The following is a 21531-nucleotide window of genomic DNA, read 5'->3' as shown; positions in this document are numbered from 1 at the left end:
CTTGGGGTGGGGGGCGGGGGAGGGGCGGGGCCGGGGTGCGGCGGTGCGGCCGGGGCGTTCGTCAATCGTCAATCCGGTGATTGCGTCCTAACGACTCGCGTGTGGGCGGGAGTTGACGGGCTGCCAGTGCCCGTCAGTGTCGTCCGTCAGTGCCCGTCGGGATCCGGGACGAGGTCAGGAGCCGGTCCAGTCCGCTGCGCGTCCTGCCGGCCGTCCCGCTGCCCGTCCCGCCGTCCGCCCCACCGGTCGCACACCACGCACCACAGCGGCAACAGCACTCCCGCCAGACACCAGCCGCCGAGTACGTCCAGCGGCCAGTGGTATCCCTGCCGCACAAGTCCCAGCCCGACGCCCGCGTTGAGCAGTGCGGCCCCCGCCGCGACCACCCGCGCGACGCGGACCTCGGCGAGGCTCCGACGCCCCGCGGTCCGGCCGCCCTGCCGCCCCGCGTACGCCCGGAGCAGCAGCAGTGCCACCAGCCCGTACGCCACGGCCGCCGTCGCCCCGTGCCCCGACGGATAGAACCCCTCGTGCACGCCGGCCATCCGGGGCGGCCCCGGCCGGTCCAGCCACTCCTTGAACGGGACGACGAGTGCCGGCACGGCGGCCAGCGCCCCCACCGCGGCGACCGGCGCCGGCCACGCCTTCTCCGGTTCCGGTCCGCGGCGGGTCCGCCACGCCGCCCAACCGGCCGCCGCCAGCAGCACCGGCAGCGCCACCGCCGCATTGCCCAGATCGGCGAGGAACTGGGCGAGCGGCCCGGGAACGGCACTGGCCGCCAGCCCGCGGCCCAGCCGCTCGTCGAGCCCGCGCACCGCGCCGTGGGCCGCCACCTGCCAGGTGACCAGCCCGAAGAACAGCGCACTGCACAGCGCGAGAAGGACATACCGCCGAGTTCCCCGAGCCCCCCGAGCCACAGAACCCCTCATCACACAGAACACCTCATCAAGCGCCCATCCTCATGAATCCCTCAATGCCCCCATAAGGCGCCCCCCGACGCAAAAAGATGCGGCCGCTCCGGAACAGGGGGGGTGGCTCCGGAGCGGCCGCGAGGACCGGTGTGCCGCGCGCCCCGGGGGGTCTGGGGCGGGCGGACATCCGATCGGTGAGGATTCCCGGAGCCCCCGTGCAAGGGGTCCCGGTGGTGTGCGCGAGGGCACAGCCAGGTCGAAGCCGGGAAGCACCGACCGGGCGCCGCCCGCAGTCCCCTGCGGGCGGGGTGTTTCTCTCAATCTGCAGAAACCGTACGGCACCGGCAGCGCGACCGGTAAGCCGCATCACGTGCCCGCCATTGCCCCCGCACATCTTCTTCACGCCCTCTCCGGGCGCCCGGAAGGCCGGTCCCGTTCAGAGCGTGCCGCATCCCGTTCAGAGCGCGCCGAACGCCGACTCCAGGATGTCCAGACCCTCGTTCAGCAGGTCCTCGCCGATGACCAGCGGCGGCAGGAAGCGCAGCACGTTGCCGAACGTGCCGGTCGTCAGCACCAGCAGGCCCTCCTGGTGGCACGCCTTGGCGAGCGCCGCGGTGACCTCCGGGTTCGGGTCCTTGGAACCGGACTTGACCAGCTCGATCGCGATCATCGCGCCGCGGCCGCGGACCTCGCCGATGATGTCGTACTTCTCCTGCAGCGCGGACAGGCGGCCCTTCATGACCTCCTCGATGCGCTTGGCCCTGGCGTTCAGGTCCAGCTCGCGCATGGTCTCGATCGAGCCGAGCGCGGCGGCGCAGGCCACCGGGTTGCCGCCGTAGGTGCCGCCCAGGCCGCCCGCGTGCGCGGCGTCCATGATCTCGGCGCGGCCGGTGACGGCGGCCAGCGGCAGACCGCCCGCGATGCCCTTCGCCGTCGTGATCAGGTCCGGCACCACGCCCTCGTCCTCGCACGCGAACCACTGGCCGGTACGGCAGAAGCCGGACTGGATCTCGTCCGCGACGAAGACGATGCCGTTCTCCTTCGCGAAGTCCGCGATCGCCGGGAGGAAGCCCTTGGCCGGCTCGATGAAGCCGCCCTCGCCGAGCACCGGCTCGATGATGATCGCCGCGACGTTCTCCGCGCCGATCTGCTTGGTGATCTGCGTGATCACCTGGTCGGCGGCCTCCTGCGCGCAGTTCTCCGGGCCGGTCAGCCAGCGGAAGGGGTAGGCCAGCGGCACGCGGTAGACCTCGGGCGCGAACGGGCCGAAGCCGTGCTTGTACGGCATGTTCTTCGCGGTCAGCGCCATCGTGAGGTTCGTCCGGCCGTGGTAGCCGTGGTCGAACACGACGACCGCCTGGCGCTTGGTGTACGCACGGGCGATCTTGACGGCGTTCTCGACGGCCTCCGCACCGGAGTTGAACAGCGCCGACTTCTTCGCATGGTCACCCGGCGTCAGCTCGGCCAGCTGCTCGCAGACCTCGATATACGGCTCGTAGGGCGTCACCATCGCACAGGTGTGGGTGAAGTCCGCGAGCTGCGCGGTGGCCCGGCGGACCACGGCCTCCGCGCTGTTGCCGACCGAGGTCACCGCGATACCGGAGCCGAAGTCGATCAGGGAGTTGCCGTCCACGTCCTCCAGCACACCGCCGCCCGCACGCTTGACGAAGACGGGCAGCACCGCGCCGACACCGGCGGCCACGGTCTCCTGCTTGCGGGCCCACAGCTCCTGGGACTTGGGGCCGGGGATCGCGGTGACGACGCGACGCTCCTGGGGGAGGGCGGGCCCTCCGGACAGTTCGGTCATGGCAGTCTCCTGGGGTGGAACACGGACGTACAGAGGTCTTGTTCTCGCAGGTTAGGGGCGGTGGGCCGGGTGTGGCATGTTCCGTTCGGGAGAAGTGCGCGTGTTGCGTTGTCCGCACCGGACATAGCGGCGGGGCGCGGCCAGTAAATTGAGGGCGGCACGCCCGGCGACGGCGCGCCAGCGCGGGCATGACAACGACAGGCCGGCGAACCGACGCGGCCGGCCACGTCTCAAGGGGGACAAGGGACACCGGATGGACACCGAGGGCACGCAGGACGCACGCAACATCCGCTCCGGCCAGTTCCCCAGGCCGGCTCACCCCCCGGGACCGCCGCCCCGTCCGGCCGTACCCCCGGGCTACGCCGTGCCGCCGGCGAGCGGCGGCGGGGCCGGTCCCCGCGGTGGCGGGCGTGCAGGTGAGGCGCCGCAATCCCCCCTGATGGCCTGGCTGAGTGCCCCGCGCAGGTCCGGCGGGCCGGGCGTCTGGGCCTTGGGGCACCGGCCCAGGCCGAAGGACGCACCCCAGGAGATCGCGGTGCCGCAACTGATCACGGGCGCGGTGGTCTCGGCGCTGTGCGCCTGGTTGCTCTGGTCGCTCCTGATGAACGACTACCTGGGCCCCTACTGGAAGTGGCCGCGCGAGGTGATGCTGCCCGACTCCTGGAAGACGGGGAACGCCAACGTCGTCTCGTCCTTCGTGTACATGGCCCTCGTCCTCGGCGCGATCGTCGTCGTCTTCGGCCGGCTCGGACGGTGGCCGGAGCTCTTCCGGCGACTGGTCACCCCCACCGTCGACCGTCTGTGGAACAGGCTTCCCGTATGGCTGGCTCCCAAGGACCCCGCCACGCTTCCCGGCGGCCCGTTGCTGATCCGCACGGGTGCCACGCTCGTCGTCGTGTGGCTCCTGTGGCAGTGGTGCACCGACAAGACCACGGACTCCTCCCTCCTGATGCTCCAGCTGGAGAACCTGACACCGGTATCGGGGCAGCAGGCGTCGTTCTTCTACTACGCCACGAGTTTCGAACTCCTCGATCTCGGCGTACTGCTGCTGGTCTTCAACAGGTTCGCCTGCCTGGGAGAACTGCGCCGCCGCTACCTCACGTCGGGCAAGCGAGGCCCGCAGAACGTCGGGAAGTCCGCCCCGGCCACCGGCCGCGTCCTGGAGGTCGACCAGGCCGAATGGGCGGAGCTGCGCGCCGCCGGAGCTGCGGCGGCGGCCGATCGGCTGGCACAGGAAGCGCGGTCCGGACTCATGAACGACGTCGACCACACCCGGATCAGCCGTGCCTGGCAGTCCGTCAGGACGCAGCCGAGCCGACTGCCCGCCTTCGTCGACGGGGTGCGGAAACACGGTTCGGCCGCCTTCCCGCACTCCTCCGGAGCCCGTGACCTGCCCACCCGGACCGCACAGCACGATCTCGTCACGTCGCAGGTACGCATCGGCACCGCGTCCGAGGACGTTCGCAACCCCTACGACCGGCGGGGCTCGGGGATCGCACTCGAACCGAAGGTACTCGGTACGTCGCTGCTCGCGGTCGGCCCGGCCGGCTCGGGCAAGACCACCCGGCTGGTACGGCCGCTGGTCGAGGCGATGTGCCTGCAGGCGATCTCCGGGCGCGCCACCGTCGTCTCCGTCGGGCCGGCCGGCACGGCGCCCGTGGCCGACGGCGCCTTCGACACCGTGGTCCGGGCCGGTCACCGCGACGCGGAGTGCGGCCTGGACCTCTACGGCGGCACCGCCGACCCCGACGAGGCGGCCGGGATTCTGGCCGAGGGGCTTGTCGGGGACCTCGCCGGGCAGCTTCCCGGTGGTGACAGCCGGCGGGCCGCGACCGCGCTGGCCCAGTTGCTCGGTCCGTTCCGCGCCGCCCACGGCCGCTTCCCGAGCGTGCCCGAGCTGCGTGAGCTGCTGGACGGCGCGCCGCAGGCGGTGGCCGCGCTGCGCACCGCCCTGGAAGCGGCCGGCGACCACACCCTGCTGCGTGAACTCGACGCCCGCGCCCGCCAGTCCGAGCGTCCCGGCGATGTCGCCCTCCTCCTCGCGGACCGGATCGCGCTGCTCGACCGCCCCGCCTTCGCCGCCTTCTTCGATCCCACGGGAACCACCCGCCAGGTCTCGCTGCGCGCCCTGGACCACCCCCTCCGGATCCGTATCGAGCTGCCCGAACGCGGCCACGCCGAGGCGTCCCGGATCCTGGCCCGGCTGGTTCTGGCGCAGTTCACCGAGTGCGCGGTGGCCCGCGCGGACCGCTCGCTGTTCGCCTGCCTGGTCCTCGACGAGGCCGCGCACACCGTCACGGCGGAGGCGCTGCGCGGTCTCCAGCGCCTCCGCTCGGCCAACGCCGGGGCGGTGCTGACGCTGCGCTCGCTGGACGACGTCCCCGAGGCGCTGCGCAGCGCGCTGCTCGGCTCGGTCGGCTGCCGGATGGCGTTCGCGGGCGTCACGCCCTGGGACGGGGCGCCGTTCGCCGAGGTGTGGGGCAAGGAGTGGGTGGAGACCCGTGATGTGACGGATCGTCAAATCATCGCGCACGGTGCCGGGATGAAGGCGTTCCACATCTTCCGCCAACTGGTCACCGGCAAGGCCGCCACCTCCAAGGCCATCACCGTCCGCACGGTCGAACGCGAACGCTGGTCCGCCTCCGACCTCGCGAACGCGCTCCCGGCCGGCCATGCGGTGCTGTCGGTGACCACGGTCGAGGGCGAGCACGCCCCGCCCGTCCTCGTCGATCTCCGTTCCTGACCGCCCGGGGCCCCGTACGCGTTCGCGCCCGTCCGGCCCCGGGTCCCTTGATGACCGGCCCCGGGTCCCTGATGACCGGGGCCGGGGAGTGTCCCCGAAACCCTCCGTTGAGGCAGAATCGACAGCAGCCGTTCATACAGGGCGGCGTACACGTCAGCCGTTCATGCGGGCGGCGCGGACGATCGGCGGGAGTCGGCAGGAGGCCGGCGGGGTACTCGGCAGCCGGTCGCGGTCGGACCGTCCGCCGGAGCCATCGAAGGTCTCATGCCGCACACCCTCGCCTCCCTGGTCAACCACACCGCGCTCAAGCTGACCGTGCTCGCGGGCGAGGACCGGCTGGACGTCCCGGTGCGCTGGGCGCACGCCAGCGAGCTGATCGACCCGGTGCCCTACATGGAGGGCGGGGAGCTGCTGCTGATCACCGCGCTCAAGCTGGACGCGGAGGACCCGGACACCGCGGATCGCTACGTGCGGCGGGTCGCCGAGGCCGGCGTGGTCGGGCTGGGGTTCGCGGTCGGGGTGAACTACGACGGCGTACCGGAGGCGCTGGTCGAGGCGGCGCGCCGGCACCACCTGCCGCTGCTGGGGGTGCCCCGCCGCACGCCGTTCATCGCGATCAGCAAGGCGGTGTCGGCGGCCGTGGCGGCCGACCAGTACCGCGCGGTCACCGCCGGCTTCGAGGCGCAGCGGGAGCTGACCCGCGCGGCGCTCGGTGCCGAGGGCCCGGCCGAACTGCTGGCCCGGCTCGCGGCACACCTGGGCGGCTGGGCGGCGCTCTACGACGTGTCGGGAGCGGTGGTGGCGGCCGCCCCCGACTGGGCGGCGCGGCGCGCCTCCCGGCTCGCCGGGGACGTGGCGCGGCTGCGGGAACGGCCCGCGCCCGCCAGCTCCGTCGTCAGCGACACCGACGGCGACGACCGGGTGGAGCTCCAGTCGCTGGGCACCGGCCGCCGGGCCCGCGGGGTGCTCGCCGTCGGGACCGACGCGCCGCTGGGCACCGCCGCGCGCTACGCGGTGCACTCGGCGGTCGCCCTGCTGACCCTGACCACCGAGCGGTCCCGGGCGCTCCAGGACGCCGAGCAGCGGCTGGGCGCCGCGGTCCTGAAGATGCTGCTGGCCGGCGAGCCGGATCACGCCCGGGCGGTGGCCGGACGGCTCTACGGGGGGCTGCTGGACGCCCCGTTCCGGATGGTGGTGGCCGAGCCGGTGCCTGCCGACGAGCAGCCGACCGCCCCCAAGCTTCCGGCCAAGTTCCCGGCCAAGCTTCCGGTCAAGTTCCCCGCCGAGCTCCCGACTTCGTTCGGCCAGGGGGGACCGCCGTCGTCCCCGGGCGCCGGCACCGCGTCCGCGCTGGACGCGCTGGCCGACGCCATGGAGTCCGCCGCCGCCCGCACCGGCGAGGCAGTGCTCGCCGTACCGGACGGCGGCCGGCTGATCGTGCTGGTCGCGGACGGCGGCGCGGCCGCGGACGCCTGCACCGCGTTCGCCGCCTCGGCCGACGCCCGCTGCGGCGAGCACCCGCGCCCGCGCGGCCGGAACTCCCGCAACGGCACCGGCCGGGAGGGCGAGGGCCTGGCCGTCGGCCTCTCCGCGCCCACCGGCCCGATGGCCGCGGCCAACGCCTACCGCCAGGCCGAGCAGGCGCTCTCGGTCGCCCGCCGGCGCGGCCGCACCCTGGTGGAACACGAGGACGTGGCGGCCGGCTCGGTCCTGCCGCTGCTCGCCGACGACGCGGTCCGGGCCTTCGCCGACGGGCTGCTGCGGGCGCTGCGCGAACACGACGCGACCGGGCGCGGCGACCTCGTGGCATCGCTGCGCGCCTGGCTCGCCCGGCACGGCCAGTGGGACGCGGCCGCCGCCGACCTGGGCGTCCACCGCCACACCCTGCGCTACCGCATGCGCCGCGTCGAGGAGATCCTGGGCCGCTCGCTGGACGACCCGGACGTCCGGATGGAGCTGTGGCTGGCGTTGAAGGCGACGTCGGGGGCGGTGGGGGAGTAACCGGGAGGGGGCGGAGCAGGGAGCGGGCGGAAGGCAGAGACGGAAGGCGGCAGACGGCAGGGAGTCGGCCGGTCCCGTCCGTGCCGCGTGCCGCCCGACGCGCGCCGTCCGCGGCCGGCGACGGCACCCGCCCGCGCGCCATCCGCCGCGTACCGTCACCGACCCCCTACCACCTGCTTCCCACCTGCGGCGCCATGCCCCGCCACCGCCCCGGACTCCACCACGGAGAGACGGCCCCGCGGATTACGCCGCTTCGGACAAGCGCCACGGGGCCGCCGCACCCCTACGGTGGGCTGCAGAGTCCTACGCCAAGCCGCTCCCAGAGCCGCGCGCGCACCACCCACCATCACTGAAGGGCCGGGATCCACTGTGCCGAACACTGCTGCAGCCCCCACCGCCTTCTGGCTCGCCGGCCGCGAGGCCACCGGCGAGGCCACCTTCGATGTCACCTCCCCCTGGGACGGACGTCTCGTCGGCACGGTGAGCGTGCCCACCGAGGCCCAGGTCGAGGAGGCCGTGGCCGCCTCCGTCGCCGTCCAGGACGAGCTGGCCGCGACCCCCGCCCATGTGCGGGCCGCCGCCCTGGACCACGTGGTGCGCGGGCTGGTGGAGCGCACCGAGGAGCTCGCCCAGCTGATCTCCGCGGAGAACGGCAAGCCCATCAGGTGGGCGCGCGGCGAGGTCGGCCGCGCCATCTCCGTGTTCCGCTTCGCGGCCGAGGAGGCCCGCCGCTTCAACGGCGGCGAGGCGCAGCGCCTGGACACCGACGCGGGCGGCGCCGGCCGGCTCGCGCTGACCCGCCGCTTCCCGCGTGGCACGGTCCTGGGCATCGCGCCGTTCAACTTCCCGCTGAACCTCTGCGCCCACAAGATCGCCCCGGCCATCGCCGCCGGCGTCCCGATCATCCTCAAGCCGGCCCCGGCCACCCCGCTCTCCGGCCTGGTCATCGGCGAGCTGCTGGCCGGCACCGACCTGCCCGCCGGCTCCTGGTCGATCCTCCCGGTCCCCAACGACCGGATGCCGGCGCTGGTCCAGGACGAGCGGCTGCCGGTCATCTCCTTCACCGGCTCCGACACCGTCGGCTACGCCATCCTCGACTCGGTGCCGCGCAAGCACTGCACCCTGGAGCTGGGCGGCAACGGCGCGGCCGTCGTGCTGGCCGACTGGTCCTCCGAGCAGGACCTGGACTGGGCCGCGCAGCGCATCGCCACCTTCGCCACCGCCCGCCAGGCCCCGGCCGGCGCACCCCCCGGCGCCGGCCCCTCGCGCGGCGCGCTCCGGCACCCTGTTTCCGGAGCGCGCCGCGCCGCGTTCTCCGGCACCGTCTCCGGGCCTGCCCGGCCCACCCGTGGCGGGGACCCGCCCCCGCCCTCCGCTCCGCTGGTGGAACCCGCTCGGATCGGGTACTTGTCAGTAGTAGCACTGACCGGCGGGCCGACCGGTCCGCCGGCAGCACCCCCGATTCGCGGCGAGGTGAGTTCCTGATGACCGCTCCGTCCATCCGCAACGTTTCCGAGCGCGAAGCCCGCCAGGTCGCCGAGGCGGCCCGCGAGCAGGACTGGCACAAGCCCAGCTTCGCCAAGGAGCTGTTCCTGGGGCGCTTCCGGCTCGACCTCATCCATCCGCACCCCACCCCCGCGGTGGACGACGTCCGGCGCGGCGAGAAGTTCCTGGCCACGCTGCGGGAGTTCTGCGAGACGGAGATCGACGGCGCCCGGATCGACCGCGAGGGCCGGATCCCCGACGAGACCGTGCGCGGCCTGAAGGAACTGGGCGCCCTGGGCATGAAGATCGACCCCAAGTACGGCGGTCTCGGCCTCACGCAGGTCTACTACAACCGCGCCCTCGCCCTGGTCGGCTCCGCCAGCCCGGCGATCGGCGCGCTGCTCTCCGCGCATCAGTCGATCGGCGTACCGCAGCCGCTGAAACTCTTCGGCACCCAGGAGCAGAAGGAGACGTTCCTGCCGCGGCTGGCCCGCACGGACATCTCCGCGTTCCTGCTCACCGAGCCCGACGTGGGCTCCGACCCGGCCCGCCTGGCCACCACCGCGGTCCCGGAAGGCGACGACTACCTCCTCGACGGCGTGAAGCTGTGGACCACCAACGGCGTGGTCGCCGACCTGCTCGTGGTGATGGCCCGGGTCCCCGCCTCCGAAGGCCACAAGGGCGGCATCACCGCCTTCGTCGTCGAGGCCGACTCGCCCGGCATCACCGTCGAGAACCGCAACGCCTTCATGGGCCTGCGCGGCCTGGAGAACGGCGTCACCCGCTTCCACCGGGTACGGGTCCCGGCCGCCAACCGCATCGGCCCCGAGGGCGCCGGCCTGAAGATCGCCCTCACCACCCTCAACACCGGCCGGCTCTCGCTGCCCGCGATGTGCGCGGGCACCGGCAAGTGGTGCCTGAAGATCGCCCGCGAGTGGTCCGGCGCCCGCGAGCAGTGGGGCCGCCCGATCGCCGAACACGAGGCGGTCGGCGGCAAGATCGCCTTCATCGCGGCGACCACCTTCGCCCTGGAGGCCGTCGTCGACCTCGCCTCCCAGATGGCTGACGAGAACCGCAACGACATCCGTATCGAGGCCGCCCTCGCCAAGCTCTACGGCTCCGAGATGGGCTGGCGGATGGCCGACGAACTCGTCCAGATCCGCGGCGGCCGCGGCTTCGAGACCGCCGACTCGCTCGCCGCCCGCGGCGAACGCGCCGTCCCCACCGAGCAGGTGCTGCGCGACATGCGCATCAACCGGATCTTCGAGGGCTCCACCGAGATCATGCACCTGCTGATCGCCCGCGAGGCGGTCGACGCCCACCTCTCCGTCGCCGGCGACCTCATCGACCCCGACAAGTCCCTGGGCGACAAGGGCAGGGCGGCTGCCAAGGCCGGCGGCTTCTACGCCCGCTGGCTCCCCAAGCTCGTCGCCGGACCCGGCCAACTCCCGCGGACCTACGCGGAGTTCGGCGAACTGGCGGGCCATCTGCGGTACGTCGAACGGACCTCCCGCAAGCTCGCCCGGTCCACCTTCTACGCGATGTCGCGCTGGCAGGGGAAGATGGAGACCAAACAGGGCTTCCTCGGCCGGATCGTCGACATCGGCGCCGAGCTGTTCGCGATGAGCGCGGCCTGCGTCCGGGCCGAGCACCTGCGGCTCACCGGCGACCACGGCCAGGAGGCCCACCAGCTCGCCGACGCCTTCTGCCGGCAGGCCCGGATCCGCGTCGAGGAGCTGTTCCACCGGCTGTGGACCAACACCGACGCACTGGACCGCAAGGTCGTCTCCGGCGTCCTCGGCGGCCGCTACACCTGGCTGGAGGAGGGCGTCGTCGACCCCAGCGGCGACGGCGCCTGGATCGCCGACGCCGCCCCCGGCCCCAGCACCAAGGACAACGCCCGCCGTCCCTTCCACTGAGCCCCGCACGTCCCGTACGGGCGGCCCGCGCGTCGCCCGTACGGGGCGCGGGCGCCCTCGGTGGCCGGGGTGCCCCGCCGACCGGCCACAATGGACCACATGACGGACACCCTCGCCCACCCGCACCTGCGCTTCGAGCCGGCCGCCGGCGACCACACCGGCCCCCGGGAGATCGTGATCCTCGGCTCGACGGGTTCGATCGGCACCCAGGCCATCGACATCGTGCTGCGCAACCCCGACCGGTTCCGGGTCACCGCGCTCGCCGCGTCCGGCGGCCGGGTCGAGCTGCTGGCCGAGCAGGCGCACCGGCTGCGGGTCACCGCCGTCGCGGTGGCACGCGAGGAGACGGTGCCCGCGCTGCGCGAGGCGCTGGCCGCGCACTACGGCGCGGGCGAGCCGCTGCCGGAGATCCTCGCCGGCCCCGACGCGGCCACCGACCTCGCCGCCTCGCCCTGCCACACCGTCCTCAACGGCATCACCGGCTCCATCGGCCTCGCCCCCACCCTCGCCGCCCTGAAGGCCGGCCGGGTGCTGGCGCTCGCCAACAAGGAGTCGCTGATCGTCGGCGGCCCCCTGGTCAGGGCCGTCGCCCGGCCCGGCCAGATCATCCCCGTCGACTCCGAGCACTCCGCGCTCTTCCAGGCCCTGTCCGGCGGCACCCGCGCCGAGGTCCGCAAGCTGGTGGTCACCGCCTCCGGCGGCCCGTTCCGCGGCCGCACGAAGGCCGAACTGGCCGGCGTCACGCCCGAGCAGGCGCTGGCCCACCCCACCTGGTCGATGGGCCCGGTCGTCACCATCAACTCCGCGACCCTGGTCAACAAGGGCCTGGAGGTCATCGAGGCGCACCTGCTCTTCGGCGTCCCCTTCGACCGCATCGAGGTCGTCGTCCATCCGCAGTCCTACGTCCACTCGATGGTGGAGTTCACCGACGGCTCCACCCTCGCCCAGGCCAGCCCGCCCGACATGCGGATGGCGCTCGCGCTGGGCCTCGGCTGGCCCGAGCGGGTCCCCGACGCGGCCCCCGGCATCGACTGGACGAGGGCGCAGAACTGGGAGTTCTTCCCGCTCGACGAGGAAGCCTTCCCGTCCGTGCCGCTGGCCTGCCGGGTCGGCGAACTGGGCGGCACCGCCCCCGCCGTCTTCAACGCCGCGAACGAGGAGTGCGTCGAGGCGTTCCTCACCGGCGGGCTGCCGTTCACAGGGATTGTGGATACGGTCGCGGCAGTGGTCGACGAAGGGCTGGCAACCGGAGTGGTGATGAAGCAGAGCCAGGACGGCGCCCGCCCGGGCGGCACGGCCGCCGACGGAACCTCCCTCACCGTCGCGGACGTCCTGCAGGCCGAGACCTGGGCGCGCGCCCGCGCCCGCGAACTGGCCGCCGCGGCGGCACGCACCCCCTCGGAGGCCCGCGCATGACGACCTGGATGACCATCCTCGGCATAGTCGTCTTCGTCGTCGGCCTGCTGTTCTCCATCGCCTGGCACGAACTCGGCCACCTCACCACGGCCAAGATGTTCGGCATCCGGGTGCCGCAGTACATGGTGGGCTTCGGACCGACGCTCTTCTCCCGGAAGAAGGGCGACACCGAGTACGGCATCAAGGCCGTCCCGCTGGGCGGCTACATCCGCATGATCGGCATGTTCCCGCCCGGCGACGACGGGAAGCTCCAGGCCCGCTCCACCTCCCCGTTCCGCGGCATGATCGAGGACGCCCGCTCGGCGGCCTTCGAGGAGCTCCAGCCCGGCGACGAACACCGGCTGTTCTACACGCGCCGGCCCTGGAAGCGCGTCATCGTGATGTTCGCCGGGCCGTTCATGAACCTCGTCCTTGCCGTGGTGATCTTCATGAGCGTGCTGATGGGCTTCGGCATCAACACCCAGACCACCCAGGTCAGCTCGGTCTCCGACTGCGTCATCTCGGCCTCCGCCAAGACCGACAAGTGCCCGGCCGGCGCCAAGGACTCCCCGGCCAAGGCCGCCGGGCTGCGGGCCGGCGACAAGATCGTCGCCTTCAACGGCCGCCCCGTCCCCGACTGGGGCACCCTCCAGGACCAGATCCGCAGGACCACCGGCCCGGCGACCATAGTCGTCGAGCGGCACGGCACCCGGCAGACGCTGCACGCCGACCTCATCGAGAACAAGGTCGCCAAGACCGACGGCCACGGCGGCTACGTCCCCGGCCAGTACGTCACCGCCGGCTTCCTCGGCTTCACCCCGGCCAGCGGCATCGTCCAGCAGACCTTCGGCCAGTCCGTGGACCGGATGGGCAACATGGTCTCGCAGGGCGTGGACTCGCTGGTGCAGGTCCCCGGCAAGATCCCCGACCTGTGGAACGCCGCCTTCAACGGCGCCGAGCGCAAGCAGGACTCCCCGATGGGCGTGGTCGGCGCGGCCCGGGTCGGCGGCGAGGTCTTCTCCCTGCACATCCCGCCGGAGCAGCGGGTGGCGACCATGCTCTTCCTGGTCGCCGGCTTCAACCTCTCGCTGTTCCTGTTCAACATGCTGCCGCTGCTGCCGCTCGACGGCGGTCACATCGCCGGCGCCCTGTGGGAGTCCCTGCGGCGCGCCTTCGCCAAGATCGTCCGGCGCCCCGACCCCGGCCCCTTCGACGTCGCCAAGCTGATGCCGGTCGCCTACGTCGTCGCCGGGATCTTCATCTGCTTCACCCTGCTGGTGCTGGTCGCCGACGTGGTGAACCCGGTGAAGCTCACCTAGAGCCGTCCGAACGACCCCTGGCCGGGCACGCGGCGACCGTATGGGCGTGCCCGGCCGCCCCCGTTCGAGGGGCATAAGGGTTCGATGTGCCTCCCGCGAGCCGGGTGCCGTAGGCTCGATGACCGGAAGCCCGCCGAATCAGGGCCCTGATCCATACCTTGGGGTTGCTCGCCAGATGACTGCCATTTCACTGGGAATGCCGGACGTACCGACCAAGCTCGCCGACCGCCGGGTCAGCCGCAAGATCCAGGTCGGTACGGTCGCCGTGGGCGGAGACGCACCGGTCTCGGTGCAGTCGATGACGACCACCCGCACCTCCGACATCGGCGCCACGCTCCAGCAGATCGCCGAGCTGACGGCCTCCGGCTGCCAGATCGTCCGGGTCGCCTGCCCCACCCAGGACGACGCCGACGCGCTGCCGGTGATCGCGAAGAAGTCGCAGATCCCGGTCATCGCGGACATCCACTTCCAGCCCAAGTACGTCTTCGCCGCCATCGACGCCGGCTGCGCCGCGGTCCGCGTCAACCCCGGCAACATCAAGCAGTTCGACGACAAGGTCAAGGAGATCGCCAAGGCGGCCTCCGACGCCGGCACCCCGATCCGGATCGGCGTCAACGCCGGCTCCCTGGACCGGCGCCTGCTCCAGAAGTACGGCAAGGCCACCCCCGAGGCCCTGGTCGAGTCCGCCCTGTGGGAGGCGTCCCTCTTCGAGGAGCACGGCTTCCGCGACATCAAGATCTCGGTCAAGCACAACGACCCGGTCGTGATGGTCAACGCCTACCGCCAGCTCGCCGCCCAGTGCGACTACCCCCTCCACCTCGGCGTCACCGAGGCCGGCCCGGCGTTCCAGGGCACCATCAAGTCCGCGGTCGCCTTCGGCGCCCTGCTCAGCGAGGGCATCGGCGACACCATCCGGGTCTCGCTCTCCGCGCCGCCCGTCGAAGAGGTCAAGGTCGGCATCCAGATCCTGGAGTCGATGAACCTCCGCCCCCGCCGCCTGGAGATCGTCTCCTGCCCCTCCTGCGGCCGCGCCCAGGTGGACGTCTACAAGCTCGCCGACGAGGTCACCGCCGGTCTTGAGGGCATGGAGGTCCCGCTCCGCGTCGCCGTCATGGGCTGCGTCGTCAACGGCCCCGGCGAGGCCCGCGAGGCCGACCTCGGCGTCGCCTCCGGCAACGGCAAGGGCCAGATCTTCGTCAAGGGCGAGGTCATCAAGACCGTCCCCGAGTCCAAGATCGTCGAGACCCTCATCGAAGAGGCCATGAAGATCGCCGCACAGATGGAGGCCGACGGCATCACCTCCGGGACGCCGACGGTCAGCGCCGCCGGCTGAGCGGCCCCTGGGGCACGGCCGAACAGATCCCCTAGGGGGCGCGCGAGCCCCCTGCGGGGCCTCAACGTGGCGGGGCCGGAGCGGTATTCCCGTTCCGGCCCCGCCGTCGCGCCGGCCGCCGCACCGTGCCGTATCCCGGCCCGCGGTGCGCTTCCCGTTTCCGGCCGCAGGGCCCCTCCTTCCGGCCGCACGGGCCCTCCCACCGCTGCCCAGGTGGCCCTCGGCCCGGTGGAGGTACAGTGCCAGGACCTGCTCCTGCCTGGCCTCCCAGGCCCCACAACGGTGAGGCTTTCCGACTCGTGCTGACGACCACCGCCCTCAAGGTCCTCGAACCGGGAGAGCTCGACGCGGCCCTCGCGGTCCTGGACCGCGAACCGGTCGCCAACGCCTTCGTCGCCGCCCGCGTCCAGGTCGCCGGCCTCGACCCCTGGCGGCTCGGCGGCGAGATGTGGGGCTGGTACGTCGGCGGCCGGCTGGAGTCCCTCTGCTACGCCGGAGCCAACCTCGTCCCCGTCTGCGCCACCCCCGAGGCCATCCGCGGCTTCGCCGAACGCGCCCGTCGCCAGGGCCGCCGCTGCTCCTCCGTCGTCGGCCCGGCCGGCCCCACCGCCGCCCTCTGGGAACTGCTCGAACCCCACTGGGGCCCGGCCCGCGAGATCCGCGCGCACCAGCCGCTGATGGTCACCCGCACCCCCTCCGCCGAGATCGCCCCCGACCCGCGCGTCCGGCGCATCCGCAAGGACGAACTCGACCTGATCATGCCCGCCTGCGTGGCCATGTTCACCGAAGAGGTCGGCATCTCCCCGCTCGCCGGCGACGGCGGCCTGCTCTACCAGGCCCGGGTCGCCGAACTCGTCGGCGCCGGCCGCTCGTTCGCCCGCATCGACGACGGCAAGGTGGTCTTCAAGGCCGAGATCGGTGCCGCCACCCCCCTCGCCTGCCAGATCCAGGGCGTCTGGGTCGACCCCGCGCACCGCGGCCGCGGCCTGTCCGAGACGGGCATGGCCGCCGTGCTCCGCTACGCCCTCGCCGACGTCGCCCCCGTCGTCAGCCTCTACGTCAACGACTACAACACCGCCGCCCGCGCCGCCTACCGCCGGGTGGGCTTCGAGGAAGTCGGCGCCTTCATGAGCGTGCTGTTCTGAGCCTCCGCCTTGTACGCTCCGAGCATGGATGACGTCGCGGTGGGCCCCCTCGATCTCACGGCCCGCGTGGACGACGCGCTCGCCGTACAGGCCCTCGCCTTCGGACTCGGCGACGAGGAGATCGCCGTCCGCCGCCACATCGTGCTCCGCCACCTCGGCTGCCGCGGCGCCCGCGCCCTGGGCGCCACCACCCCCGCCGGCCGCCTCGTCGGCTTCGTCTACGGCATGCCCAACGAACGCACCCACTGGTGGTCCACCGTCGTCGAGCCCTACCTGCGCAGCCAGGGACTGGACCACTGGCTCGACGACTCCTTCGTCATCACCGAGCTGCACGTCCACCCCGCCTACCAGAACCGCGGCATCGGCCGCGCCCTGATCACCCGCCTCACCGACGAGGCCACCGAACCCCGCAGCATCCTCTCCGCCATCGACACCGACAGCCCCGCCCGCGGCCTGTACCGCTCCCTCGGCTACCACGACATCGCCCGCCGCGTCCTCTTCCCCAGCGCCCCCACCCCCTACGCCGTCATGGGCGCCCCCCTCCCCCTCAAACGCTGACGGCCACACCTCCCGGACCACGACCTCCACCGGCCCACTCACACCAGCCCCCACCCACCGTCTCTATGACCACCCACGGGAGGGGACGGGTCGGAGGGGCAGGGGGTGTCCGGACGTAAAGCGAAGCAGTCCGGACACCCCCTGCCCCGGAGGCCCGGCACCGCACCCAACAGCCCCGCGCAGCGGACTCGCGCCGCAGGCGCAAAAGGCGAACCCCCGCGGCGGGGAACCCAACAACGTGGGAAGCAGGCCAAGCGCAGCGGAATCGCATTTCGTCGCCCGACCCCCCTACGGCTAACCTCCAGGAAGTCACCTTTCTTACGCAGGAGAAACTCCCATGGCCCACGCCGCACAGGTCCAGCGCATGTCCCGCTTGATGTTCAAGACGTTGCGCGACGACCCGGCCGACGCCGAGGTGCTCAGCCACAAGCTCCTGGTGCGGGCCGGTTTCGTGCGCCGCACCGCCGCCGGTGTCTGGTCCTGGCTGCCGCTCGGCAAGAAGGTCCTCGCCAACGTCGAGCGGATCGTGCGCGAGGAGATGGACGCCATCGGCGGCCAGGAGGTCCTGCTGCCCGCCCTGCTGCCGAAGGAGCCCTACGAGGCCACCGGCCGCTGGGAGGAGTACGGTGCCGAGCTCTTCCGCCTCAAGGACCGCAGGGGCGGCGACTACCTCCTCGGCCCCACCCACGAGGAGATCTTCACCCAGCTGGTGAAGGACCAGTGCACGTCCTACAAGGACCTGCCGGTGATCCTCTACCAGATCCAGACCAAGTACCGCGACGAGGCCCGCCCGCGCGCCGGCATCCTGCGCGGCCGCGAGTTCCAGATGAAGGACTCGTACTCCTTCGACACCGCCGACGAGGGCCTCGCCGAGTCCTACGCGCTGCACCGCGCCGCCTACCAGCGGATCTTCGAGCGGCTCGGCCTCGACTACCGCATCTGCGCCGCCATCGCCGGCGCCATGGGCGGCTCCAAGTCCGAGGAGTTCCTGGCCCCGGCCGCGGCCGGCGAGGACGTCTTCGCCGACTGCCCGCACTGCGACTTCGCCGCCAACACCGAGGCGATCACCTACGAGCTCAAGCCGGCCGACGCCGCCGGCGTGCCCGCGCTCGAGGAGATCCCGACCCCGGACACCCCCACCATCGAGACGCTCGCCGCGCACCTCGACGTCCCGGCGTCGGCCACCCTCAAGAACCTGCTGGTGAAGGCCGACGGCGAGATCTTCGCGATCGGCGTCCCCGGCGACCGCGAGGTCGACATGGGCAAGGTCGAGACGCACTTCGCCCCGGCCGCCGTCGAGCTGGTGACCGCCGAGGACTTCGTCGGCCGCGACGACCTCGTCCGCGGCTACGTCGGCCCGCAGGGCCTGGAGAAGGTGACATACCTCGCCGACCCGCGCGTCGCCCCCGGCACCGCGTGGATCACCGGCGCCAACAAGGAGGGCGTGCACGCCAGGAACGTCGTCGCCGGCCGCGACTTCGAGGTCGACACCTACGTCGACGTCGTGGTCGTCCAGGAAGGCGACCCGTGCCCGAAGTGCGGCACCGGCCTCAAGCTCGACCGCGCCATCGAGATCGGCCACATCTTCCAGCTGGGCCGCAAGTACGCCGACGCCTTCCAGCTCGACGTGCTCGGCCAGAACGGCAAGCCGGTCCGCGTGACGATGGGCTCGTACGGCATCGGCGTCTCGCGCGCCGTGGCCGCGCTGGCCGAGCAGCACGCCGACGACAAGGGTCTGTGCTGGCCGCGCGAGGTGGCCCCGGCCGATGTGCACGTGGTCGCCGCCGGCAAGGCCAAGCAGACCGAACTCGCCCTGGAGATCGGCGAGCAGCTCGGCGCCGCCGGCCTGCGGGTCCTGATCGACGACCGGCCCGGCGTCTCGCCCGGCGTGAAGTTCACCGACGCCGAGCTGATCGGCGTGCCGACCATCGTCGTCGCCGGCCGCCGCGCCGGTGAGGGCGTCGTGGAGGTCAAGGACCGCCGCACCGGCGAGCGCGAGGAGCTGACGGTCGCCGAGGCCGTCGCCCGGCTCGGCGCCTGACCGACGGCGACGGGCCGGCCGGGGCACCCGCCCCGGCCGGCCCGTTCCGTCACGCCACCACCCGGTCCCCGGCCCCGGCCGCCCGCGGCCCGCTACACGTACGCCGCGAACTCCAGCAGCGCCTCGCCGCGCCGCCGGTCGCCCGACGCCGCCTCGCGCACCCCGGCGCGCACCGCCCGGTACAGCGTCCAGCCGCGCAGCCGCTCCCGGTCCACGTCCAGCGAGTCGGCCAGCTTCGCCACCCGCCGCCGGGCCGCCGGGGCCGCCCCCGAACCGGCCAGCAGATCCTCGAACCGGTCCAGCACCAGCCGCGCCAGGTCGTACGCCCGCTCACCGACCAGCGGCGACGGCCCCACCGCCAGCCACGGCGCCCGCTCCCCGGCCAGCACCTTCCCCTGCCGGAACGCCCCGTGCAGCAGGTACTCCTCGGCCGCCCCGGCCGGCAGCGTCCGCCCCAGCTCCAGCGCCTCGTCCAGCAGCGGCCCGGCGCCCGCCGGCTCCCCGGCCGCCCGGAGCCGCTCCGCGTCCGCCGCGGTCCGCTCCGCCACCGTCGCGAACGGGTGCCCCGCGGGCGGCGCCACCCACAGCCGGCGCACCGTGCCGGCCGCCTCCAGCAGCGCCCGGGCCTCCGGCAGCGACCGCAGCGACACCGACCCCTGCAGCCGCTCCAGCAGCAGTGCGCCGCTCGCCTCGTCGGCCCGCAGCAGCCGCACCGCGCCCCAGCCGTCCCAGGTCCGCAGCGCCGCCGCCTCCTGCGCCGCGGCCCGCCCCGGCACCGGGAACTTCAGCACCGCCGGCGATCCGTCCGACTGCCGCACGAACGTCACCAGACTGCTGCGGCCGCCCGGGGCGTGCACCCGCTCCAGCGTCAACTCCCAGTCCGTGAGCCGCTGTTGGACCAGTTCGGGCAGTGCCGCCAGCCAGGCCCGGACGGGACCCTCCGCAGCGCCGCCGAGCGCGGTCAGCAGTCGTTGCGGCGGTTCGATGGGTGCCGTTGCCATGCCTGAGCTGTCCTTATCGTGGGGAAGACGCAGTGTGGGGAAGACGCAGTGCGGGGGAGATGCCGGGTGGGCGAGTTGCCGTGTGGGCAGGGGCCGTCGGGCGGCCGGGTCGGTCAGAGCGCGTCGGCGTCGGTGCCCGCGGTGGCCGACGCGGTGGGCGCCGCGGCCCGCTCCACGAGCCCAGGGAAGGCTACGCCGCCGCCCCGCCAGCGCACCGCCCGCACCGCGGCCTCGCGCAGCGCGGCCGCCGCCTCCGTGCGGTGCGCCCCGCCGGCGGCCCGTACGAGGTCCGCGTAGACGGCCGCCACCCGGTCCTCCAGCTCCGCGGCCAGCCGCACCGCGGCGGCCGCGTCCGGCACCGGGAACGGCAGCTCGTAGGCGGCGGCCGCGGCCTGCGGGGTGCCGCCGAGGTCCCGCACGGCGCGGCGCAGTGCGTCCCGCCGCGCCCGGTGCGCGTCGTACGCGCCCTGTGCCTCCGTCCGGCGTCCGGCCCCGATCCGCCCGCCGACCACGCCGTACCCGTACACCGCGGCGTGCTCGGCCGCCAGCGCGGCCTGCGTCGCGGTCAACTCGTCCCCGCCGCGCGCCCCGTCGCGCCGTGCGTGTGCCGTCGTCATCGCCCGCTCCTGTTCTCTCGCACGGCGCCCGTCATCCCGCCTGGGCCAGCAGGTACGCGTGGGCCGCCCCCGCCGCCGCGACGGAGGCCAGCAGCCGGGCCAGTTCGGGCGGCGCGGACACCAGCGCCGCCGCGCGGGCGTCCGCCAGCGACCGTTCCGCCTTGGCGAGCGCCGAACGGGCGCCCGGCTCGTCGTCCGGTACGCGGGGCGCGTCCGCCCCGTGCGCGCTCCCGGCGGCGGGCGCGGACGCGGAGGCGGCGGCGGACGGCGCGTCAGAGCTGAACGCCTCGGCGTGGCGGGCGACTTCGGCCCGCAGCGGCCGCAGTCGCGCGGCCAGTCGCGGATGGGCGGCGAGCGTCGCGTCGTACCGCGCGAGCAGCGCCGTGCTGTCCCGGGCCGCCTGCTTGCGCACCCGCTCGGCGGCCGCCGAACGCTCGGCCGACATCGGGTCGGGCCGGGCGCCGTCGGCGCAGCCGGCGAGCAGTGCCGCGCCTCCCAGGGCGGTGCCGGCCAGCAGGGTCGTTCTGCGTGTGAGCGCCACTTTCGGCACGTTGCACTTCCCGGGGTCTTCCGTCGTGATCACCGCAGGCGAGCGTATCCGTGACCACCCGCCGAATCGTCAGTACCCCGCCGGAACCGATAGGCTTTGACCTGACACGCGACCTAACCACAACAGCACACGCGGCCGAGGAGTCACCCGGATGAGCACCACCCAGAGCGAGAGGCTGCGCGGACTGCTTGAACCGCTCGTCGCCGCGCGAGACCTGGATCTGGAAGAGATCGAGGTGACACCGGCCGGCAGGAGTCGTGTGCTGAGGATCGTGGTCGACTCCGACGCGGGCGTCCAGCTCGACGAGTGCGCCGCGCTGAGCCGCGAGGCGTCCGGGGTCCTGGACGACACCGACGCGATGGGCGGCGCCCCCTACACCCTTGAGGTCACCTCGCCGGGCGCCGACCGGGCGCTGACCGAGCCGCGGCACTACCGCCGCGCCGTCGGCCGCCTGATCAAGGTCCGCCTCCACGAGGGCGGCGACCTGGTCGCCCGGATCATCGCCACCGACGACACCGGCCTCGACCTGGAGGTGCCGGGCGTCAAGGGCCGCAAGCCGACCGCCCGCCGGGTCGCGTTCGACGAGATCGCCAAGGCCCGCGTCGAGCTGGAGTTCAACCCCAGGCCGGCCCGGACCGCCGGCGCAGGCGACAACGACAACAACAACGACAACGACAACAACAACGAGAACAAGGAGGAGGCGTAG

At 73.4% G+C, this 21531-nt stretch carries 15 protein-coding genes and 1 pseudogene; 11 read left to right on the top strand and 5 right to left on the bottom strand.

The genetic code is table 11. The features are described from left to right. Nucleotides 1-146: 146 nt before the first annotated feature. Nucleotides 147-917, bottom strand: coding sequence for a phosphatase PAP2 family protein (locus ACRAS8_RS10170; RefSeq protein ID WP_438485619.1), 771 nt, complete (start codon nucleotides 915-917; stop codon nucleotides 147-149). A gap of 451 nt (nucleotides 918-1368) precedes the next feature. Further along, on the bottom strand, nucleotides 1369-2718 hold the full coding sequence (gene gabT, locus ACRAS8_RS10165; protein WP_438485618.1) for a 4-aminobutyrate--2-oxoglutarate transaminase: 1350 nt from the start codon (nucleotides 2716-2718) through the stop codon (nucleotides 1369-1371). Nucleotides 2719-2971: 253 nt separating this feature from the next. Here gabT and ACRAS8_RS10160 point away from each other — a divergent pair, with 253 nt between their 5' ends. The 10 genes and pseudogenes from ACRAS8_RS10160 to ACRAS8_RS10115 all read left to right on the top strand — a co-directional run bounded on the left by ACRAS8_RS10160 (nucleotide 2972) and on the right by ACRAS8_RS10115 (nucleotide 18657). Then, nucleotides 2972-5461 (top strand): ATP/GTP-binding protein, encoded by a 2490-nt coding sequence (locus ACRAS8_RS10160; RefSeq protein WP_438485617.1) that lies wholly within the window; start codon nucleotides 2972-2974, stop codon nucleotides 5459-5461. Between the two features lie 264 nt (nucleotides 5462-5725). After that, entirely contained in the window at nucleotides 5726-7462 is a 1737-nt protein-coding gene (locus ACRAS8_RS10155) for a PucR family transcriptional regulator (protein ID WP_438485616.1), read from the top strand. A 369-nt stretch (nucleotides 7463-7831) separates the two neighbouring features. Continuing rightward, a pseudogene (locus tag ACRAS8_RS10150) lies at nucleotides 7832-8680 on the top strand (aldehyde dehydrogenase family protein); the annotation flags it as partial. A gap of 266 nt (nucleotides 8681-8946) precedes the next feature. Further along, on the top strand, nucleotides 8947-10866 hold the full coding sequence (locus ACRAS8_RS10145; RefSeq protein WP_438485615.1) for an acyl-CoA dehydrogenase family protein: 1920 nt from the start codon (nucleotides 8947-8949) through the stop codon (nucleotides 10864-10866). Nucleotides 10867-10965: 99 nt separating this feature from the next. Next, complete coding sequence (gene dxr, locus ACRAS8_RS10140) at nucleotides 10966-12282, top strand: 1-deoxy-D-xylulose-5-phosphate reductoisomerase (protein ID WP_438485614.1); 1317 nt, start codon at nucleotides 10966-10968, stop codon at nucleotides 12280-12282. Then, complete coding sequence (locus ACRAS8_RS10135; RefSeq protein WP_438485613.1) at nucleotides 12279-13580, top strand: M50 family metallopeptidase; 1302 nt, start codon at nucleotides 12279-12281, stop codon at nucleotides 13578-13580. The genes dxr and ACRAS8_RS10135 overlap by 4 nt, the downstream gene beginning before the upstream one ends. A 175-nt stretch (nucleotides 13581-13755) precedes the next feature. Continuing rightward, the gene (gene ispG / locus ACRAS8_RS10130) at nucleotides 13756-14913 is read left to right on the top strand and encodes a flavodoxin-dependent (E)-4-hydroxy-3-methylbut-2-enyl-diphosphate synthase (RefSeq protein WP_438485612.1); all 1158 of its coding nucleotides are present in this window, start codon (nucleotides 13756-13758) and stop codon (nucleotides 14911-14913) included. A 299-nt stretch (nucleotides 14914-15212) separates the two neighbouring features. After that, nucleotides 15213-16058 (top strand): GNAT family N-acetyltransferase, encoded by an 846-nt coding sequence (locus tag ACRAS8_RS10125; RefSeq protein ID WP_438485611.1) that lies wholly within the window; start codon nucleotides 15213-15215, stop codon nucleotides 16056-16058. Nucleotides 16059-16082: 24 nt separating this feature from the next. Beyond that, nucleotides 16083-16616 carry a GNAT family N-acetyltransferase gene (locus ACRAS8_RS10120; protein ID WP_438485610.1) on the top strand — a complete coding sequence of 178 codons (534 nt, stop codon included), beginning with the start codon at nucleotides 16083-16085 and terminating at the stop codon, nucleotides 16614-16616. 337 nt (nucleotides 16617-16953) lie between these two features. Continuing rightward, nucleotides 16954-18657, top strand: a complete 1704-nt coding sequence (locus tag ACRAS8_RS10115) for a proline--tRNA ligase (RefSeq protein ID WP_438485609.1) — start codon at nucleotides 16954-16956, stop codon at nucleotides 18655-18657. Between the two features lie 92 nt (nucleotides 18658-18749). On the opposite strand, the gene ACRAS8_RS10110 is transcribed toward ACRAS8_RS10115, so the two are convergent. The 3 genes from ACRAS8_RS10110 to ACRAS8_RS10100 all read right to left on the bottom strand — a co-directional run bounded on the left by ACRAS8_RS10110 (nucleotide 18750) and on the right by ACRAS8_RS10100 (nucleotide 20816). Then, complete coding sequence (locus ACRAS8_RS10110; RefSeq protein WP_438485608.1) at nucleotides 18750-19658, bottom strand: aminoglycoside phosphotransferase family protein; 909 nt, start codon at nucleotides 19656-19658, stop codon at nucleotides 18750-18752. A gap of 113 nt (nucleotides 19659-19771) precedes the next feature. After that, nucleotides 19772-20275, bottom strand: a complete 504-nt coding sequence (locus ACRAS8_RS10105; RefSeq protein ID WP_438485607.1) for a DUF4439 domain-containing protein — start codon at nucleotides 20273-20275, stop codon at nucleotides 19772-19774. Nucleotides 20276-20306: 31 nt separating this feature from the next. After that, entirely contained in the window at nucleotides 20307-20816 is a 510-nt protein-coding gene (locus ACRAS8_RS10100; RefSeq protein ID WP_438490408.1) for a hypothetical protein, read from the bottom strand. Nucleotides 20817-20976: 160 nt separating this feature from the next. Here ACRAS8_RS10100 and rimP point away from each other — a divergent pair, with 160 nt between their 5' ends. After that, the gene (rimP, locus tag ACRAS8_RS10095) at nucleotides 20977-21531 is read left to right on the top strand and encodes a ribosome maturation factor RimP (protein WP_438485606.1); all 555 of its coding nucleotides are present in this window, start codon (nucleotides 20977-20979) and stop codon (nucleotides 21529-21531) included.

The organism is Streptomyces sp. S186, from assembly GCF_051603415.1.
Classification (GTDB): domain Bacteria; phylum Actinomycetota; class Actinomycetes; order Streptomycetales; family Streptomycetaceae; genus Streptomyces.
Note: the sequence above shows the minus strand (reverse complement) of the source record. Positions and strands in the feature narration are given on the sequence as shown.

What these genes read in the sequence shown, in the direction of transcription:
- ACRAS8_RS10135 (WP_438485613.1), top strand. Translation starts at nt 12,279, where the DNA reads ATGACGACCTGGATGACCATCCTCGGCATAGTCGTCTTCGTCGTCGGC.
- ACRAS8_RS10115 (WP_438485609.1), top strand. Translation starts at nt 16,954, where the DNA reads ATGGCCCACGCCGCACAGGTCCAGCGCATGTCCCGCTTGATGTTCAAG.
- ACRAS8_RS10145 (WP_438485615.1), top strand. Translation starts at nt 8,947, where the DNA reads ATGACCGCTCCGTCCATCCGCAACGTTTCCGAGCGCGAAGCCCGCCAG.
- ACRAS8_RS10120 (WP_438485610.1), top strand. Translation starts at nt 16,083, where the DNA reads ATGGATGACGTCGCGGTGGGCCCCCTCGATCTCACGGCCCGCGTGGAC.
- ACRAS8_RS10160 (WP_438485617.1), top strand. Translation starts at nt 2,972, where the DNA reads ATGGACACCGAGGGCACGCAGGACGCACGCAACATCCGCTCCGGCCAG.
- dxr (WP_438485614.1), top strand. Translation starts at nt 10,966, where the DNA reads ATGACGGACACCCTCGCCCACCCGCACCTGCGCTTCGAGCCGGCCGCC.
- gabT (WP_438485618.1), bottom strand. Translation starts at nt 2,718, where the DNA reads ATGACCGAACTGTCCGGAGGGCCCGCCCTCCCCCAGGAGCGTCGCGTC.
- ACRAS8_RS10110 (WP_438485608.1), bottom strand. Translation starts at nt 19,658, where the DNA reads ATGGCAACGGCACCCATCGAACCGCCGCAACGACTGCTGACCGCGCTC.
- rimP (WP_438485606.1), top strand. Translation starts at nt 20,977, where the DNA reads ATGAGCACCACCCAGAGCGAGAGGCTGCGCGGACTGCTTGAACCGCTC.
- ACRAS8_RS10105 (WP_438485607.1), bottom strand. Translation starts at nt 20,275, where the DNA reads ATGACGACGGCACACGCACGGCGCGACGGGGCGCGCGGCGGGGACGAG.
- ACRAS8_RS10155 (WP_438485616.1), top strand. Translation starts at nt 5,726, where the DNA reads ATGCCGCACACCCTCGCCTCCCTGGTCAACCACACCGCGCTCAAGCTG.
- ispG (WP_438485612.1), top strand. Translation starts at nt 13,756, where the DNA reads ATGACTGCCATTTCACTGGGAATGCCGGACGTACCGACCAAGCTCGCC.